This window comes from Bradyrhizobium sp. SUTN9-2, assembly GCF_003122645.1.
GTDB lineage: Bacteria > Pseudomonadota > Alphaproteobacteria > Rhizobiales > Xanthobacteraceae > Bradyrhizobium > Bradyrhizobium yuanmingense.
Genome location: NZ_LAXE01000001.1, coordinates 939,508 through 957,551, shown reverse-complemented (window position 1 = coordinate 957,551; position 18,044 = coordinate 939,508). Strand labels below are relative to the sequence as shown.

Here is an 18,044-nt window from a genome sequence, read left to right as displayed (position 1 = left end):
CGGCCTCTCCAACATCTCCGCCTGGCTCGCATTCGCGCTGACACGAGCGAGCCGCTCACACCCCCGCCATCATCACGTATTTGATCTCGACATATTCTTCCATGCCGTGACGCGAGCCTTCGCGACCCAGGCCGCTTTCCTTGACGCCGCCGAAGGGCGCGACTTCGGTGGTGATGAGGCCGGTGTTGACGCCGACCATGCCCGACTCCAGCGCTTCGGCGACGCGCCAGACGCGGCCGAGATCGCGGGAGTAGAAGTACGACGCGAGGCCGAACGGCGAGGCGTTGCACATCGCGATGACGTCGGCCTCGTCCTTGAAGCGGATCACGGGCGCGAGCGGGCCGAAGGTCTCCTCCTGCGACACCAGCGAATCTGGCTTGACGTCGGCGAGCACCGTCGGCTCGAAGAAGGAGCGGCCGAGCTCGCTGCGCTTGCCCCCGGTGACGACCTTGGCGCCGCGCTTGACGGCATCGGCAATGTGGCGCTCGACCTTATCGACCGCCTTCATGTTGATCAGCGGGCCTTGCGTGACGCCGCCTTCGGTGCCGTCGCCGATCTTCATCGCGGCGACCTTTTTCGACAGCTTCTGCACGAACTCGTCGTAGATCTTGTCCTGGGCGTAGATGCGGTTGGCGCAGACGCAGGTCTGGCCCATGTTGCGATATTTCGAGACGATCGCGCCTTCGACCGCGGCGTCGATGTCGGCGTCGTCGAATACGATGAAGGGGGCGTTGCCGCCGAGCTCGAGGCCGAGCCGCTTCACGCCGACCGAGGCCTGCTGGTAGAGGATCTTGCCGACGGCGGTCGAGCCGGTGAAGCCGACGAAGCGCACCGCTGGATGCTCGCACAGCACCTTGCCGATCGGCGGTGCATCGCCGGTGATGATGTTGAGCACGCCCTTGGGGATGCCGGCCCGCTCGGCGAGCACGGCCAGCGCCAGCGCCGACAGCGGCGTCTCGTTGGCGGGCTTGAGCACCACCGTGCAGCCGGCCGCCAGCGCCGGCGACACTTTGCGCGTGATCATCGAGTTCGGGAAATTCCACGGCGTGATCGCACCGCAGACGCCGATCGGCTGCTTGATGGCGAGCAGGCGCGCATCGGCGCGCTGGGTCGGGATGGTCTCGCCATAGACGCGCCTCGCTTCCTCGGCGAAGAACTCGATATAGGCCGCGCCGATATCGACCTCGCCGAGCGCCTCGGTGAGCGGCTTGCCCTGCTCTGAGGTGAGGATCAGCGCGAGATCCTCGCGGTTGGCGGTGATCAGCTCGAACCATTTGCGTAAGGTGTTGGAGCGTTGCTTGGCCGTGTGCTTGGCCCAGGCCGGAAAGGCGCGCTCGGCGGCTTCAACCGCCCGGGTGGTGTCGTCGGCACCAAGCTGCGGCACCTTTGCGAGCTCGACGCCGGTGGCGGGATTGTTGACGGCGAAGACCGGCGTGCCGACCCAGGCGCCGTCGATGTAGCAGGCCTCCTTCAGCAGCGAGGGGTCCTTCAGCCGGTCGCGCAGGGTGGCGGTGGCTTGCGGGGCGCGGGCGGCGGCGGTGGTCGGTGTCATGGCGTTTCTCCCTGGCGGCGATCGGATCGGCCGCAATATAGGGAAAGACGGTGCGCAATGCACCGCCCTGCAAACGCACGTCAGATGGCAGCTAAACTGGCAGCGGCCCTAGGCCGCGCCGCTCATATAGGTCTCGCGGCGGCCGATCATGCGCTCCGCGGCAGCCTTGGCATCCGCTTTCGTGGACGTCGCGCAGGTCCGGTACTCTAAATCGGGGACTGACGAGGTGTCGCGGCGACCGAACCATGACTTCGAGCCGACCGGCAGCAGCGCCAGCGCCTGCGCCAGATTGTCCACCGCCCCGAAGGAATAAAGGGCGCCGGTACCGGCGACGCGGACCTCGTAGATTCCCGGCGAAATCGGCGCCTCCAGGTTCTCGCCACGTCCCGGACGGGGATAGCGCTTCCATTCGCTCCAGGTCGAAATCATCTGAGGTCCCCCTCGCCGCCCATCCACGGCCGGCACATTTGCATCAAGTCTTAACGGCTCGTCGATCGGGCCGGGTGCTGAACGCGGCAGCTCACGAAATGTTTCAGGGGTTCAGAACCACGAAGCATATCGCGAGAAACCCATCCGAGGTGAGGCGAGACACGTCGATCCACCGCAGATTGTAAAAGAGCGTACACGCTCAGCCTCGTTGTCGTCCTGCGTTGGATCAAGACCGTCAAGTCACGACATCGCGACCGGTGCAGGTCCATAGATGGCGCTTGCCGCGCCGGAGATCCGGGAAGACAATCGATCGCTTCCAACAAAATAATCAAACCCGAGGAAACGCCATGCAAAGCCAAGCCCAGATCGATGAGATTCTGCGTCAGAAGAGCGAGACCAAGGAGATCCCAGGCGTCGTCGCCATCGCCGCCAGCGGACAAGACGTGCTGTATCAGGGCGCGTTCGGCAAGCGCGATCTGTCCAAGCCCGATCCGATGACCGCCGACAGCGTGTTCTGGATCGCATCGATGACGAAGGCGGTGACCACAGCGGGCGCCATGCAGCTGGTCGAGCAGGGCAGGCTGTCGCTGGATGCGCCGATCGGCGATGTCTTGCCGGAGCTCGCCAATCCGCAGGTGCTCGAAGGTTTTGACGCCAATGGCGAGGCGAAGCTGCGCCCGGCCAAGGGGCCGATCACGCTGCGCCAGCTCATGACCCACACCGCCGGCTTCTGCTACAACATGTGGAACGGCGATCTCGCGGTCTATCTGGACAAGAACGGCATTCCAGCCATCACCACCTGCCAGAACGCGGCGCTGAAGACCCCGATCATGTCCGATCCCGGCACGCGCTGGGAATACGGCACCAACATCGATTTCGTCGGCAAGGCGGTGGAAGCGGCCAGCGGCAAGCGGCTCGACGCGTACCTGCGCGACAATCTGTTCGCGCCGCTCGGCATGCGGGACACCGCTTTCAAGATCAGCGACGACATGCGCAAGCGGCTGGTGGGCATGCATGCGCGCGGCGAGGACGGCCAGCTGGCAGCGATCCCGTTCGAGCTGGAGCAGGAGCCGGAATTCCACATGGGCGGCGGCGGGCTCTATTCGACGGCGGCCGACTACATCAAGTTCACCCAGATGATCCTCAACAAGGGCCGCGGCAACGGCAACCAGGTGCTGAAGGCCGACACGGTCGCGACGATGGGGCAGAACCACATCGGCGATCTCGCTATGGGCAAGATGACGACGGCGGCGCCGATGTACACCAACGACGTCGATCTCTATCCTGAGCAGGTGAAGAAGTGGGGCCTCAGCTTCATGATCAACACCGCCAAGACCGCCGAGGGCCGCAGCGCCGGCAGCCTCGCCTGGGCAGGCCTTGCCAACACCTATTACTGGATCGATCCGGCGCGCGACGTCACCGGCGTCATCCTGATGCAGCTGCTGCCGTTCGCGGATGCGAAATGCCTGGAGGCGTTCGCGGGCTTTGAGCGCGGCGTTTATGCCGGGCTCGATGCTGCCGGAAGCGGGCAGAAGGCGGCGTGACTCGCAACCTCTCACCTGACGTCATGGCCGGGCTTGTCCCGGCCATCCACGACTTGCCACGCGGCACAAAGAACGTGGATGCCCGGGACAAGCCCGGGCATGACGACGGGTAGAGTGTGCCGATCATCACTCACGAAAGGATTTCGACTTGGCGGACAAAGCGGACAGCTACGTTTGCGGCATCTCGGACGCGCCGCTGCTCGGCCACACGATCGGCCGGAGTCTCGACCAGGCCGCGCAGCGCTGGTGCAATCGCGAAGCGCTGGTCTCGCCCAGCCACGGGGTGCGATGGACCTGGTCGGAATTCGCCGAACGGGTCGATGCGCTCGCCGCCGGCTTTCTCGCGCTCGGACTCGAGCGGGGCCAGCGGATCGGCATCTGGTCGCTGAACCGACCGGAATGGACGCTGACCCAGTTCGCCGCCGCCAAGGCCGGCCTGATCCTGGTGACGATCAATCCTGCCTATCGCCTGAGCGAGCTGGAATTTGCCCTTCGCAAGGTCGGCTGCGCGGCGATCGTCACCGCGACGGCGTTCAAGACCAGCAACTACATGGAGATGCTCAACACGCTATTGCCGGAGCTGTCATCCGCCAGGCCCGGACAGCTGCAAGCGGCACGGCTGCCGGCCCTCCGCAATGTCATCCAGATCGGCGGCCCGGCCGCACCGGGCACAATTGCCTTCGACGAGGTCGCGCAGATGGGTGGCGACCGGCACCGTCAGCAATTGGCCGCGCTCGGCGCCGAGCTGCAGTTCGACGATCCCGTCAACATCCAGTTCACCAGCGGCACGACCGGATCACCGAAGGGCGTGACGCTGACCCACCACAACATCCTCAACAACGGCTATTTCGTCGGCCGCGCGATGCGCCTCACCGAGCAGGACCGCATCTGCATTCCGGTGCCGCTCTATCATTGCTTCGGCATGGTGATGGGCAACCTTGCCTCCGTGACGCTCGGCGCCGCAATGGTCTATCCCGGCGAGGGTTTTGACCCGCTCGCGACACTGCGCACCATCGAGCAGGAGAAATGCACGGCGCTCTACGGCGTGCCGACGATGTTCATCGCCGAACTTGATCACCCCGAATTCGCCGGCTTCGACCTGACATCGCTGCGGACCGGCATCATGGCCGGCGCGCCCTGCCCTATCGAGGTGATGAAGCGCGTCAACACCGAGATGAACATGCGGGAGGTCACCATCGCCTATGGCATGACCGAAACCAGCCCCGTCAGCTTCCAGAGCGCGGTGGACGATCCGCTGGAGCGACGTGTCTCCACGGTCGGACGTATCCATCCGCATGTCGAGGTCAAGATCGTCGATCTCGAGGGCAGGATCGTCAAGCGCGGCGAACGCGGCGAGCTGTGCACCCGCGGCTACAGCATCATGCTGGGCTATTGGGAGGAGAAGGAAAAGACAGCCGACGTGCTCGACGCCAGCGGCTGGATGCATACCGGCGATCTCGCCACCGTCGACGACGAAGGCTATTGCAACATCGTCGGCCGCATCAAGGACATGGTGATCCGCGGCGGCGAAAACCTCTATCCGCGCGAGATCGAGGAGTTTCTGTATCGTCATCCCAAGATCCAGGACGTGCAGATCTTCGGCGTCGCCGATACCCGCTACGGCGAGGAGCTCTGCGCCTGGATTCGTGTCAGAGCGGGCGAGCAACTGACGGCTGAGGAAGTACGTGCCTTCTGCGAGGGCCAGATCGCCCACAACAAGATCCCGCGCTACGTCGAGTTCGTCGACGAATTTCCGATGACCGTGACCGGAAAGATCCAGAAATTCCTGATGCGCGAGGCAGTCGAGCAGCGGCTCGGATTGAAGGCGGCGAAGACGGCGTGAAAGTGTTGAACGCTCTCCATATACAACGACCGTCATTCCCCCCGCAGGCGAATCCAGTACGCCGCGGCTTCTCGATCCATCACAGCCGCTCGGAGTACTGGATCGCCCGGTCTTCGCCGGGCGATGACAGCTTTGATTGAGGCCCGCGCCTGCCTACATCGTCATTGCGAGCGCAGCGAAGCAATCCAGCTGTCTCCCCGCAGAGATTCTGGACTGCTTCGCTGCGCTCGCAATGACGGGGATGACGAGCGTTACGCCGCCGGATGCTGCGCGGCACCCTTAGTTCCAGCTATTTGGACAGGTGCGCCATTCATTCTGCTTGTGGCGTCTCCCACGCGCGTTCAATGTCGATCACCTGTGGCAGGCCCGGCACAGCCATCGGCGGCAGTACAATGTTACGGTCGTGTCCTGACTTGATCGATTGTTGATCTAGGGGGAATGCCATGTAATTGGCTTGGAGGACCATCCTGGTTGCAGGAATTGGATTTGCAACCGTCGGCTCGGCAAGCGCTGCAGATCTCGCGGCCCGACCCTTCAAGGCACCAGCGACCGCCGTAGCCGTCTATAACTGGACCGGTTTTTACGTGGGCGTGAATGCGGGTTACGCTTGGGGGCAGTCGGATCTCGGCACCGTGCTCGATCCCACCAGCAGCTGGGCCGTGGAAGGCGTAGCGTTCAGGAACGAGTTTGTGGCGCTGAGCAATCGCCGCCTCGATCCGGCCGGCGCTATCGGCGGTCTTCAGATCGGCGCGAACTGGCAGACCGGTGCTTGGGTTCTGGGTGTAGAAGCCGACGCCAACGCAACAGATATCGGTGCGCGCACCGTTTTCACCGGAGCGAATCCGCCGGTGATCCGCACATTCGACGAAAGCATCCGCAACGATTGGCTCGTGACCGTTCGCGGCCGCGCCGGCTATGCGGTCGACAAGACCCTGCTGTACGTCACCGGCGGTCTGGCCGTCGGCAGCGTCAAGGGAAGCTGGGATCTCACCTCGTCCAATGGTTATACCAAGACGGGTTCGGTGTCCGAGACGAAGGTCGGCTGGACGGTCGGCGCCGGCGTTGAGCACGCCTTCGTGCCGAATTGGACGGTTAAGCTCGAATATCTCTACACCGATCTCGGCGGCGTGGATTACACATCGACCTACGTGCCCGGCAGCACTTTTGCTCCGCCCGGCTCCAACTACGTCGAACGCATCTCGCAGGACCTCACCTTCCATACCGTGCGGGCCGGCCTGAACTACAAGTTCGGCGGGCCGATGATGGCCAAGTACTGAGAAGCGAAGAAGCCCAAGATCCCGGCTCCGGCCATTCGGCTCGGAGCCGTTTTTTTTTGATCAGGAGCCAGAGAGAGCGCCTCGTTCTACGCGGCACGCCGGCAAAGTGCGGTCGCTATGCCGACCGCATCGTGGAGGCAGAGATAATTTCTTACGCCGTCAGCCCGCGCTGCTCGGCCAGCTCCTTCAACGATACCTGAGGCCGCGCGCCGATGTGCTGGATGACTTCGGCGGCGGCGAGCGCGCCGAGCTCGCCGCACTGCTTGTAGCCGAAGTTGCGCGCGAGGCCGTAGAGGAAGCCGGCGGCGAACAGGTCGCCGGCGCCGGTGGTGTCGACCACCTTCTCGACCGGGAAGGCCGGCGCTGCGACGGCATCCTCGGACGAGACCACCATGCAGCCCTTCTCGCTGCGGGTGACGACACCGAGATTGACGTCGTTGCGCAGCTGCTTCAGCGCGGTGTCGAAGTCCGAGGTCATGTAGAGCGAGTGCAGCTCAGACTCGTTGGCGAACACGATGTCGACGGTGCCGCCTCGCATCAGCGAGAGAAACTCGTCGCGATAACGATCAACGCAGAAGGAATCCGACAGCGTCAGCGCCACCTTGCGCTTGGCGTCATGGGCGATCTTGGCCGCCTTGACGAAGGCCTCCTTTGCGTTCTTGGGGTCCCAGAGATAGCCTTCGAGGTAGACGATGCCTGCGCCGGCAATCTCGGCCGGATCGATGTCGGCGGGCGACAGGTCCTGCGCCGCGCCGAGATAGGTGTTCATGGTGCGCTCGCCGTCGCCGGTGACCAGGATGTAGGAGCAGCCGGTGGCGGGGCCGTCCTTGGCGGCCGGCGTGTTGAAGGCGACGCCGGCGGCGCGAATGTCGTGCACGTAGAGCTTGCCGATCTGGTCGTCCTTGACCTTGCCGACATAGGCGGCGCGCGCCCCCAGGCTGCCGATACCGACGATGGTGTTGGCGGCCGAACCGCCCGAGACCTCGGTCGCCGGACCCATGTCCTTGTAGATGGCGGCCGCGCGCGCCTCGTCGATCAGCGACATGCTGCCCTTCGCCATGCCATGCTTGGCCAGAAAGGCCTCGTCGGTCCTAACCAGCACGTCGAACAGCGCGTTGCCGATGCCGAGAACGTCATATTTCACGTCAGCCATTCACCTTGATCCTGTTTGCCGGATTGCGATCTAACCGGAAATCCGCTTCCTGTCGGCCTGAAATCCAAGCTCGCGGCCTATCACGACCGGGCCTTGGCGGGCAAGCAACGGTATTTTCGAGAGCATGATCCGCTCCTTCCTGACCGTCTCGACGGGAACGCTGGCCTCGCGCCTGCTGGGTTTCGCCCGCGATTCCCTGATTGCGGCGCTGCTCGGCACCGGCGCCGTGGCGGATGCGTTTCTGGCGGCGTTCCAGCTCGTCAACGTGGTGCGGCGGCTGCTCAGCGAGGGCGCGCTGAACGCGGCGCTGATCCCAGCCTGGCTGGGGGTGAGGGACCGCGACGGGGTGGCGGAAGCCGCGGCGTTCGCCGGGCGCGTGATCGGCACGGTCAGCACGGCCCTGATCGGGATCTCACTCCTGCTCGCATTGTTGATGCCGCTGATCATGACGGTGATCGCGCCGGGATTCCTCGGCAGTGGCACGCTCGATCTCGCGGTTCAGAACGCGCGGCTGATGCTGCCTTACCTCGCCTTCGCCGGTCCCGTCACCGTGCTGATGGGGCTGCTCAATGCGCAGGGACGCTTCGCGCTGACGGCGTTCTCGCCACTGCTGTTCAACATTGCGCTGATCGCCGCGATCGCGATGCTGCTGGTCTGGCATGCAGACGCCGGCTTCGCCGCCTGGATCCTGGCAGCGACCGTCGGCCTCGCCGGCTTGCTGCAACTCTTGATGCTGCTGTCGCAGCGAAGCGCGCGCCTTGCGACACCGCTGCGCGCGAGTTTCGACAAGGAGATGCGCGGCTTCTTCGCCAAGGCGATCCCCGGCATGATCGCAAGCTCGGGGCCGCAATGGCTGATGGTGGCGGGTGCGATCATCGCGTCCGCAACGCCGTCCGCGGTGTCCTGGCTTTATTTCGCCAACCGCTTGATCGAGCTGCCGCTCGGCATCGTCGGCGTCGCCATGGGCACCGTGCTGGTGCCGGAGCTGACGCGCGCCGTCGCGAGCTCCGATCGCGAGGCGGTGGCGCATGCCGAATCCCGCGCGCTGGAGCTTTCCGCCGGGCTGGCACTGCCGGCCACGGTCGGCCTGATCGTGCTCGCCGAGCCGATCGTGGGGCTGCTGTTCGAGCATGGCGCGTTCGGTGCGGCGGACAGCGCGGCCACCGCGCGTGCCCTGATGTGGCTGGCGCTGGGCCTGCCGGCGCATGTGCTGATCAAGGCGCTGTCGCCGGCGTTCTATGCCCGCAGCGACACGATGACGCCGCTGCTCGCGACCGCCAAGGGCTTCGTGGTGACGGTCGTGCTCGCGGTTCTGCTCGGTCATGTCTTTGGCGCAAGCGGAATCGCGGCAAGCATCGCGGCTGGCGCCTGGAGCAGCGCGCTCGCGCTGCTCCGCAAGGGCGCGGGCGAGTTCGGCTTCTCGATCGACGCGGCGGCCCGCACGCGATTGCCGCGGATCGTGCTGGCCGCGATTGCCATGGGCGCCCTGCTCTGGCTGACCGCGGGTCTGGTGCCGGCCGGCGCCCATGGGCTCATCCACTTCATTGTGCTGGGTGTGCAGATCGCAGCCGGGATCGCCGTCTACGGCCTGTTGCTGCAGATCCTCGGTGCCGCCTCCTGGCGCGAGGCGGTTAACGCATTGAAACGGCCCAGCTAGACCACGGCCTCCGCGAAAGACCCTTGACGGGGCAGCGCCGCTGTTGGAAACGACGGCCGAATACCTATGGGAAGGCTGACCATGCCATTCGTTGAACGGGTCTTTTCGGGCGTCCAGCCGACGGGCAATCTGCACCTCGGCAATTACCTCGGCGCCATCGTCAACTTCGTGAAGATGCAGGAAACCCACAATTGCATCTATTGCGTCGTCGACATGCACGCGATCACGCAAGGGGTGGACGTCTGGGGCGGGCCGGTCGAGCTCGCGCGCAACACCCGCGAGGTGACCGCCGCGTTCATCGCGGCCGGCATCGATCCGAAGAAGCACATCGTGTTCAACCAGAGCCAGGTCTCGGGCCATGCCGAGCTCGCCTGGATTTTCAACTGCGTCGCGCGCATGGGCTGGCTGGGACGCATGACCCAGTTCAAGGAGAAGGCCGGCAAGGACCGCGAGAACGCCTCGGTGGGCCTGTTCGACTATCCCGTGCTGATGGCGGCCGACATTCTGCTCTACCGCGCCACCCACGTTCCCGTGGGTGAGGACCAGAAGCAGCATCTCGAACTCTCGCGCGACATCGCGCAGAAGTTCAACAACGACTTCGGCGACTCGATCCGCGCGCAGGGCGTCAATGACGGGCTGTTCTTCCCGCTGCCGGAACCCTTGATTACGGGTCCGGCGACACGCGTGATGAGCCTGCGCGACGGCACCAAGAAGATGTCGAAGTCGGACGCCTCCGACAATTCGCGCATCAACCTCACCGACGATGCCGACACCATCGCGCAGAAGATCCGCAAGGCGAAGACCGATCCGGAGCCGCTGCCGACGGAAGAGAAGGGCCTGGAAGCGCGGCCCGAGGCCGACAATCTCGTCGGCATCTTCGCCGCGCTGTCCGGCCGCTCCAAGGCGGACGTGCTGCGCGAGTTCGGCGGCGGCCAGTTCTCCAGCTTCAAGAACGCGCTGGCGGAGCTGTGCGTGACCAAGCTCGCGCCGATCGCCGGTGAGATGAAGCGCCTCGTCGCCGACCCTGGCCACATCGAGGCGATCCTGAACGACGGATCCGACCGGGCGCGCGCGATCGCCGACGAGACCATGAAGCTCTCCAAGGACATCGTCGGCTTCATTCGCCGGCGCTAGGGCGCGCTTCGCGATACCGGCTGGCGCCACGGCGCCGGCCGCTTCGCCCCTCCCAAACATCGCGGGAGTGTGGCAGCATGCTCCCCGTGCACAATCCGGGACATGCATGACCAGCAAGCGACTTTGCTACGAGCCGGGTCACAAGCCCAAATGCCTCGTCATCGTCGACGACAGCGCCGAATGGGATCGCGCCGTCTATTACGCCAGCCGCTGGGCGATTCGCGCCGGCGGCGGCGTGGTGATGCTGCGCATCATCGAGCCTGAGCAGCAGAGCCAGGAATGGCTGGGGGTCGCCGACATCATGCGCGCCGAGGCACAGGAAGCCGCCGAAGCCGCGCTCGACCGCGCCGCCGGGCGCGCCAACGGCATCGCCGCCATCACGCCGGAGCGCGTCATTCGCGAAGGCAGCGCGATGGAACAGCTGCTCGCAGTGATCGACGAGGATCCTGATATCGCCATGCTGGTGCTCGCCGCCAATCCTGGCGCGGAAGGGCCCGGGCCTCTGGTCTCGCTGCTCGCGCATGCGCTCGGCACATTCCCGGTGCCGGTGACGATCATCTCGGGTGCCCTGAGCGATGAGAGCGTGGATTCGCTGTCCTAGCGACGATGCATCTTATCCTCCCCTGGAGGAGAGGGTCGGCTCATGTTGAGCGAAGCGAGGCATGAGACGGGGTGGGGTGACGGTCTCTCCACATCCGACACTGCCCGAGTGGAGAGATCACCCCACCCCGCTCGCGCTGTGCGCGATCGACCACGGGCGAGCTACGCTCGTCCCGGACCCCTCCAGGGGAGGGCAAGGCCAACCCACTGATTTTCATGAGCTAATATCCCGCCTCCCCTTGACCGTGCGTTAGCCGTCGCCATCTGCTAGGGGATAGAGCACGCGCCGGCCTTGAACCGGCGACGTCTGGAGAAAACCATGTTCATTCAAACCGAAGCCACCCCCAATCCCGCCACGCTGAAGTTCATTCCCGGCCGCGTCGTGGTCGACGGCAGCCCGATGGAATTTTCGAGCCGCGAATCGGCGGCGCGTTCGCCGCTCGCCGAAAAGCTGTTCGAGGTGCCCGGCGTCACCGGCGTGTTCTACGGATCGGACTTCATCACCGTGACGAAGGCGAGCGGTGAGTGGCAGCAGCTCAAGCCGGCGATCCTGGGTGCCATCATGGAGCACTACATGTCGGGCGCGCCGCTGCTGGCCGACGGCACGGCCACAAGCGAGGCCGATCTCGACGACGAGGACGAGTTCTTCGACGAGGCCGACGCCGAGACCGTCGACATGATCAAGGACCTGATCGAGACCCGGGTGCGGCCGGCCGTCGCCAATGACGGCGGCGACATCACCTTCCGCGGCTTCAAGGACGGTATCGTCTATCTCAACATGAAGGGCGCCTGCTCCGGCTGCCCGTCATCGACGGCGACGCTCCAGCACGGCATCCAGAACCTGCTCAAGCACTTCGTGCCTGACGTGGTCGAAGTCCGGCCGATGTAAGCCCCTTACGCCGCCTTCTGCTTGGCGGTGATCAGCTTGCGGTTGATCAAGACTTCCGCGATCTGAATCGCGTTGAGGGCGGCGCCTTTACGCAGATTGTCCGACACGCACCAGAGCACGAGACCGTTCTCCACGGTCGCGTCCTCACGGATGCGGCTGATGTAAGTCGCGTCCTCGCCGGCCGCTTCATAGGGCGTGGCGTAGCCGCCGGGCTCCTGCTTGTCGATGACGAGACAGCCGGGCGCCACGCGCAGGATGTTGCGCGCTTCATCGGCGGTGATCGGATTCTCGAACTCGATGTTGACGGCCTCGGAATGGCCGACGAACACAGGCACGCGCACGCAGGTGGCGGACAGCTTGATCTTGGGATCCAGGATCTTCTTGGTCTCCGCCATCATCTTCCACTCTTCCTTGGTGTAGCCGTCCTCCATGAAGACGTCGATGTGGGGGATGACGTTGAAGGCGATGCGCTTGGGGAATTTCTTCGCGACCAGCTCGTCGTTGGTGTAGACGGCCTTGGTCTGCGAGAACAATTCGTCCATTGCGTCCTTGCCGGCGCCCGACACCGACTGATAGGTCGAGACCACGACGCGCTTGATCGTCGCCTTCTCGTGCAGCGGCTTGAGCGCCACCACGAGCTGGGCGGTCGAGCAGTTCGGGTTGGCGATGATGTTCTTCTTCTTGAAGCCTTCGGTCGCGGCCGCATTCACCTCGGGCACGATCAGCGGCACGTCCGGATCCATGCGCCAAGCGGAGGAATTGTCGATCACCACAGCGCCGGCGGCGCCGATCTTCGGCGACCATTCCTTCGACACCGACCCACCCGCCGACATCAGGCAGATGTCGACGTCGGAGAAGTCGTAATGCTCGAGCGCTTTGACCTTCAGGGTGCGGTCGCCATAGGAGACTTCGACACCGACGCTGCGGCGCGACGCCAGGGCCACGACCTCGTCCGCGGGGAATTTGCGCTCATCCAGGATGTTGAGCATTTCCCGACCGACATTGCCGGTCGCGCCGACGACTGCGACTTTGTAACCCATCGTTCACTCTCCGATGAAAAAGCCCGTTCCCGAAGCTGACGCTTAAACAGGAAGAGCAGCGCTTCTATGCGAGAACCGGACTCAAGACAACGTTAAGACCATGCCTTAGGGACGTGGATGCAGTCGCCTGAGGCCAGCACGGCCGTTAGCCCTACCCAGATCCAGCTGACGCTCTTGGCCTTGGCCGACGAGGTCGTCGGCACGCTGGCGCATCTGGTCGCCTATGTGGGGGCGCTCGCCCTGTTTGCCATCCTCGCCCTCGCAGGCCTGGGACAGCTGCCTGACCTGCGTGGCGATGGTCCGGCGGACAGACCGGGCTGGAGCATCGCCGACCGCTCGCATCTGGCCTTCGCCGTCAGCCGGATCGATTCATCAGAAAAAACAGCCTCTTACGTCATCTTTAGGCATCCCGAGGGCGGCCGCAGGGACGTGCTGCGCTGGACCGATATGGCGGACAAGCCGGTGGCCGAACTCGAAATCTACCGGCAAGGCGCCGAATTCGACGTGACACGGCCGGCGGCCGCGGGCTTGGCCGCCCGGATGGGTTTGGGTGCAGATGCCCCGCTCGAGCAGGCCGGCCTGATTGACAGCAAATTCGGCCCCGTCGCCCTGTTCCGGCCGGTCGGCGCGACAGAGGGGACGCGGGCCTGCCTCGGCTATCTCAAGCGCTACGAGGAGCCCGCCTTGCAGATCTCCGGCTTCTCCTGCCAGGGCGACAGCTTGCCCGCCCGCCGCGCGGCGATCGCCTGCACGCTGAACCGGCTGACGCTGCTGGCCTCGGGCAACGAGCCGAGGCTGGCGGAATTGTTCGCCCATGCCGAGCTCAGGCGCCGCGGCTGTGACCCTCAGGGCTCGCCGGACTGGCTGCTGGGCGCAGCGAACGCGCAATTGCGCGGAGCGCTTTGACTTGCATCAAGGATTCTGCATCAAGCTCAAGTAGCTGGTTTGCATGCAACTTTTGCCGGCGCGCACGATTATTCCGAGCTGGTGTGACCCAATTGACCTAGTTGCGTCCGCCCCGGCCGGGCTAGTATGGGGTGAAATCGACTGGCGGCCTGCCGCCTGAAGGGGACGTGATGAGCTTGAAATTTTCTGCCGCGAACAAACTGGCGACATTGCTTGCGGCGGGCGCCGCAATGGCCGTTGCGTTCGCGACCGCGGCTTCCGCCGACACCAGGACCAAGCAGCGCTATGACGACCGCGGCCGGCCCTATTACGGCCCGAGCGGCCCCAACACGGTCTATCAACAGGGCCGCACCCGCCTCTATGTGAGCAAGCGCTCCTGGCTCGATGGCGGCACCGAGGTCAATCCGGGCGACCGCAAGTTCACCGACTACGCCTTCCCCCCGGCCGTGGGCTATCCGTCCTTCGCCCGCGAGAACCTCAACCGGCCGATCGACCGCCAGCCGCTCTCCCCGCCGCAGGATGTCGGCGGCTATCCGCAGAACTTCCCGCTGTACTGAGGCGGGCGTCACGACCGAATCAAAATGGCCGGTGCTCACGCCCGGCCATTTTTGTTTTTCGCGAGATGCGTCCGTCTTACGCATTGGCTGCCGGATCGTAGCGCCGGCAAAATTCTTCGATGGCCTCGGAGCGGAAATCACTGAGGCGTTCGAAGATCAGCGCATCCGGCCAATCCCACCAGGCGATGCGGCGCAGGCTTGCGGAAACGGTATCGTCAAAGCGCTTGCGGATGGGACGGGCGGGAACGCCACCGACGATGGTGTACGGCTCGACATCGCGGCTAACGACGGCGCCTGCGGCGATCACTGCGCCATCGCCGACGCTCACGCCCGGCAGCAGGATGGCGGCGTGGCCGATCCAGACGTCGTTGCCGACGATCACCCGGTCGCCGCGCCTACCTGCGAAGAAGTCGCGGTCGCGCGTCGCGCCCGCCTCGTAATATTCGGGGACGTAGGTGAAGCGGTGCTGCGAGGGACGGCCCATCGGGTGGTTTGGCGCACCGATCCGCACCGAGTTGGCGATCGCCGTGAACTTGCCGATCACGGCGTCGGCGACGTCGCAATTCTCGCCGAGATAGGAGTAGTCGCCGAGCGAAGCATATTCGATGCGCGTGCCCGCAAGCACCTCGCAACGCCGCCCGACCTGCGCCTCGCGCAGGCGCACCGTCTCATGGATGACGGTTTCCGCGATCTTGGGGCGGGGTGTATCCATGAGGCGGTTTCCAATGAGGCCGTAGCCCGGATGGAGCGAAGCGCAATCCGGGAAGGTCTGTCCACGGGGTGAGAACCCGGATTTCGCTTCGCTCCATCCAGGCTACGATTCTTCCCGCCTTACGCGTGCAGCTTCTGCAATTCCTTCAGGATGGCTTCGCCCATCTGCGTGGTGGAAGCGGCCGTGGTGCCTTCCGACTTGATGTCGGCGGTGCGCAGGCCGCTGGCCAGCACGGCAGCGATGGCCTGGTCGACCTTGTCGGCGAGATCGCCCATGTCGAAAGAATAGCGCAACGCCATGCCGAAGGACGAGATCATCGCGATGGGATTGGCGAGGCCCTTGCCGGCGATATCGGGGGCCGAGCCGTGCACGGGCTCGTACAGCGCCTTGCGCTTCTTGGTCTTGACGTCGACCTCGCCGAGCGAGGCCGAGGGCAGCATGCCGAGCGAGCCGGTGAGCATCGCCGCGATGTCGGAGAGCATGTCGCCGAACAGGTTGTCCGTGACGATGACGTCGAACTGCTTCGGCCATTTCACCAGCATCATGCCGCCGGAATCGGCGAGCTGATGCTCGAGCGTGACATCGGGGTATTCGCGCTTGTGGACCTGAGTCATGACCTCGTTCCAGAGCACGCCCGATTTCATGACGTTGCGCTTCTCCATCGACGTCACCTTGTTCTTGCGCTTCCGGGCAAGCTCGAAGGCGACGCGGCCGATGCGCTCGATCTCATAGGTATCGTAGACCTGGGTATCGATGGCGCGCTTCTGGCCGTTGCCGAGATCGGTGATGGTCTTGGGCTCGCCGAAATAGACGCCGCCGGTGAGCTCACGCACGATGACGATGTCGAGGCCCTCGACCGCCTCGCGCTTCAGGCTGGAAGCATCCGCCAGCGCCGGATAGCACACGGCGGGACGGAGGTTGGCGAACAGCGCGAGATCCTTGCGCAGGCGCAAGAGGCCGGCTTCCGGGCGCACCTCGTAAGGCACGGCATCCCACTTCGGACCGCCGACCGCGCCGAAGATCACGGCGTCGGCGTCCTTGGCCTTGGCCATGTCGCCTTCGGAGATCGACACCTTGTGCGCGTCATAGGCGGAGCCGCCGACGAGGCCGGTGTCGGTCTCGAACTTGGCGATCCCGGCCGAATTGAGCCAGTCGATCAGCCGCTTCACCTCGCCCATCACCTCGGGGCCGATACCGTCGCCGGGAAGCAGCAGCAGTTTGTGGGTCGCCATGGTCGTGTCCTTTTCGATCCTCTCTCGTCATTCCGGGACGCGCCTCTTAGCGCGGGCCCGGAATCCATAGCCACCAGCCGGGGTTATGGATTCCGGGCTCGCGCTTCGCGCGCCCCGGAATGACGGCGCCGGAGTGCTAGAGCGGCGTTGCGCGCTTGGCAAGACACCATTGCCGCGCTGCGGCTGTGCAAGGCCGGCGGGGCCTGCCACACTGGACAAACCGGAGTACCCCTTGCACGCACCTGATCGCCCCCTGCCCGACGCACACCCCGCGCGGCTGATCCTGACCCTGTCGCTGGCAGCCACCGTGGGGCTCGGCATCGGCCGCTTTGCCTATGCGCTGGTGCTGCCGGACATGCGGGAGGACCTCGGCTGGTCCTACTCGGCGGCCGGTTTCATGAACACGATCAACGCCGTCGGCTATCTCGTGGGCGCGCTGGTGGCGTCCCGCCTGATCCGGCGCGTCGGCTGGGCCGCCGCGATCCGCGGCGGAACAATTGCCTGCGTCGCAGCGCTCGCCACCTGCGCTCTGACGGGGGATTTCGTCGCGCTGAGCCTGGCGCGCCTGGTGCTGGGCCTGGGCGCGGCGGCCGGCTTCGTCGCCGGCGGCGCGCTCGCCGCCACCATCGCCCAGTCGCGGCCCGAACGGGCCAACTTTCTGCTCAGCCTGTTCTATGCCGGACCCGGCATCGGCATTCTGTCCTCGGGGCTGATCGCCCCGTTCACGCTGCAATATTTCGGGCCGGGCTCGTGGTGGATCGTGTGGTGGGCGCTGACGCTGCTGTCGGTCGCGATGACGATCCCGCTGTTCCTGATCCGGATCGAGAGCGGCGCGCGCTTCTCTGAAGGCGGTCATGCCTCGTTCGCGATCCTGCCGGTGCTGATTTATCTGGCCGGCTATTTTCTGTTCGGCGCCGGCTACATCGCCTACATGACCTTCATGATCGCCTATGTGCGCGACGGCGGCGGCGGGGCCGCGGCGCAGGCGGCGTTCTGGGGGTTGATCGGTCTATCTGCGTTCGTGACGCCCTGGGCCTGGCGCGGCGTGCTGGCGCTCGACCGCGGCGGGCTCGCCACCGCCATCATCCTCGGCACCAACGCAGCTGGCGCAGCGCTGCCGATGCTCGGGCATTCGCCGGCCTGGCTCGCGGTCTCCGCGATCGTGTTCGGCGTCGCCTTTTTCGCCGTGGTCGGCTCGACCACCGCCTTCGTCCGCTTCAACTATCCGCCAGAGGTGTGGCCGACCGCGATCGCGGCGATGACGATCTCGTTCGGCGTCGGCCAGACGCTCGGGCCGATCGTGGTCGGCGCGATCACCGATGCGCTGGGGAGCCTGAGTTACGCGCTGAATGTGTCGGCGGCGCTATTGGCGCTGGGCGCGGTGGCGGCGTTGTGCCAGCGGAAGGTGGGGCCGGCCAAGCAATCGGTGCCGTAGGGTGGATTAGCGAAGCGTAATCCACCAACTTCGCTCGGCAACTGCGGAAGTATGGTGGATTACGCCCACCGACTGCGCTTCGCG

General features: G+C 65.1%; 16 protein-coding genes. 10 read left to right on the top strand and 6 right to left on the bottom strand.

Features of this window, described 5'->3' with window-relative positions:
* Positions 1 to 55: 55 nt before the first annotated feature.
* Both XF30_RS04515 and XF30_RS04510 read right to left on the bottom strand, forming a co-directional pair.
* A complete protein-coding gene (locus XF30_RS04515) occupies positions 56 to 1,552 on the bottom strand; it encodes an NAD-dependent succinate-semialdehyde dehydrogenase (RefSeq protein ID WP_109142032.1) in 1,497 nt (498 codons plus the stop codon).
* A gap of 108 nt (positions 1,553 to 1,660) precedes the next feature.
* Positions 1,661 to 1,981: a hypothetical protein gene (locus XF30_RS04510; protein ID WP_036002694.1), complete on the bottom strand. Its 321-nt coding sequence runs from the start codon at positions 1,979 to 1,981 to the stop codon at positions 1,661 to 1,663.
* Between the two features lie 347 nt (positions 1,982 to 2,328).
* Between XF30_RS04510 and XF30_RS04505 the strand changes: the two genes are divergently transcribed.
* The 3 genes from XF30_RS04505 (at position 2,329) to XF30_RS04495 (ending at position 6,645) form a co-directional block, all read left to right on the top strand.
* Positions 2,329 to 3,525, top strand: coding sequence for a serine hydrolase domain-containing protein (locus XF30_RS04505; RefSeq protein ID WP_109142031.1), 1,197 nt, complete (start codon positions 2,329 to 2,331; stop codon positions 3,523 to 3,525).
* Between the two features lie 148 nt (positions 3,526 to 3,673).
* Positions 3,674 to 5,368 (top strand): AMP-binding protein, encoded by a 1,695-nt coding sequence (locus tag XF30_RS04500; protein ID WP_109142030.1) that lies wholly within the window; start codon positions 3,674 to 3,676, stop codon positions 5,366 to 5,368.
* Positions 5,369 to 5,817: 449 nt separating this feature from the next.
* Positions 5,818 to 6,645: an outer membrane protein gene (locus XF30_RS04495; RefSeq protein WP_244608873.1), complete on the top strand. Its 828-nt coding sequence runs from the start codon at positions 5,818 to 5,820 to the stop codon at positions 6,643 to 6,645.
* Positions 6,646 to 6,796: 151 nt separating this feature from the next.
* Here XF30_RS04495 and XF30_RS04490 read toward each other — a convergent pair whose 3' ends face one another.
* On the bottom strand, positions 6,797 to 7,798 hold the full coding sequence (locus XF30_RS04490) for an adenosine kinase (protein WP_109142029.1): 1,002 nt from the start codon (positions 7,796 to 7,798) through the stop codon (positions 6,797 to 6,799).
* A 124-nt stretch (positions 7,799 to 7,922) separates the two neighbouring features.
* On the opposite strand from XF30_RS04490, the gene murJ reads away from it, so the two are divergent.
* The 4 genes from murJ (at position 7,923) to XF30_RS04470 (ending at position 12,078) form a co-directional block, all read left to right on the top strand.
* Positions 7,923 to 9,455, top strand: coding sequence for a murein biosynthesis integral membrane protein MurJ (gene murJ / locus XF30_RS04485; RefSeq protein ID WP_109142028.1), 1,533 nt, complete (start codon positions 7,923 to 7,925; stop codon positions 9,453 to 9,455).
* 81 nt (positions 9,456 to 9,536) lie between these two features.
* On the top strand, positions 9,537 to 10,589 hold the full coding sequence (trpS, locus tag XF30_RS04480) for a tryptophan--tRNA ligase (RefSeq protein WP_036002766.1): 1,053 nt from the start codon (positions 9,537 to 9,539) through the stop codon (positions 10,587 to 10,589).
* A 106-nt stretch (positions 10,590 to 10,695) separates the two neighbouring features.
* Positions 10,696 to 11,190: a universal stress protein gene (locus XF30_RS04475; RefSeq protein WP_036002710.1), complete on the top strand. Its 495-nt coding sequence runs from the start codon at positions 10,696 to 10,698 to the stop codon at positions 11,188 to 11,190.
* Positions 11,191 to 11,508: 318 nt separating this feature from the next.
* Positions 11,509 to 12,078 carry a NifU family protein gene (locus XF30_RS04470; RefSeq protein ID WP_036038709.1) on the top strand — a complete coding sequence of 190 codons (570 nt, stop codon included), beginning with the start codon at positions 11,509 to 11,511 and terminating at the stop codon, positions 12,076 to 12,078.
* Positions 12,079 to 12,083: 5 nt separating this feature from the next.
* Here the strand turns inward: XF30_RS04470 and XF30_RS04465 are convergent, their stop codons facing one another.
* Entirely contained in the window at positions 12,084 to 13,118 is a 1,035-nt protein-coding gene (locus tag XF30_RS04465) for an aspartate-semialdehyde dehydrogenase (RefSeq protein ID WP_036002717.1), read from the bottom strand.
* A 117-nt stretch (positions 13,119 to 13,235) separates the two neighbouring features.
* Here XF30_RS04465 and XF30_RS04460 point away from each other — a divergent pair, with 117 nt between their 5' ends.
* Both XF30_RS04460 and XF30_RS04455 read left to right on the top strand, forming a co-directional pair.
* Positions 13,236 to 14,024, top strand: coding sequence for a hypothetical protein (locus XF30_RS04460; protein ID WP_109142026.1), 789 nt, complete (start codon positions 13,236 to 13,238; stop codon positions 14,022 to 14,024).
* Between the two features lie 170 nt (positions 14,025 to 14,194).
* Positions 14,195 to 14,581, top strand: a complete 387-nt coding sequence (locus tag XF30_RS04455; protein WP_036002720.1) for a hypothetical protein — start codon at positions 14,195 to 14,197, stop codon at positions 14,579 to 14,581.
* Between the two features lie 76 nt (positions 14,582 to 14,657).
* Here the strand turns inward: XF30_RS04455 and XF30_RS04450 are convergent, their stop codons facing one another.
* Positions 14,658 to 15,293 carry a DapH/DapD/GlmU-related protein gene (locus tag XF30_RS04450; RefSeq protein ID WP_036002723.1) on the bottom strand — a complete coding sequence of 212 codons (636 nt, stop codon included), beginning with the start codon at positions 15,291 to 15,293 and terminating at the stop codon, positions 14,658 to 14,660.
* Between the two features lie 119 nt (positions 15,294 to 15,412).
* On the bottom strand, positions 15,413 to 16,525 hold the full coding sequence (gene leuB / locus XF30_RS04445; protein ID WP_036002726.1) for a 3-isopropylmalate dehydrogenase: 1,113 nt from the start codon (positions 16,523 to 16,525) through the stop codon (positions 15,413 to 15,415).
* Positions 16,526 to 16,757: 232 nt separating this feature from the next.
* Here leuB and XF30_RS04440 point away from each other — a divergent pair, with 232 nt between their 5' ends.
* Positions 16,758 to 17,960, top strand: a complete 1,203-nt coding sequence (locus tag XF30_RS04440; protein WP_036024151.1) for a YbfB/YjiJ family MFS transporter — start codon at positions 16,758 to 16,760, stop codon at positions 17,958 to 17,960.
* Positions 17,961 to 18,044 lie beyond the last annotated feature (84 nt).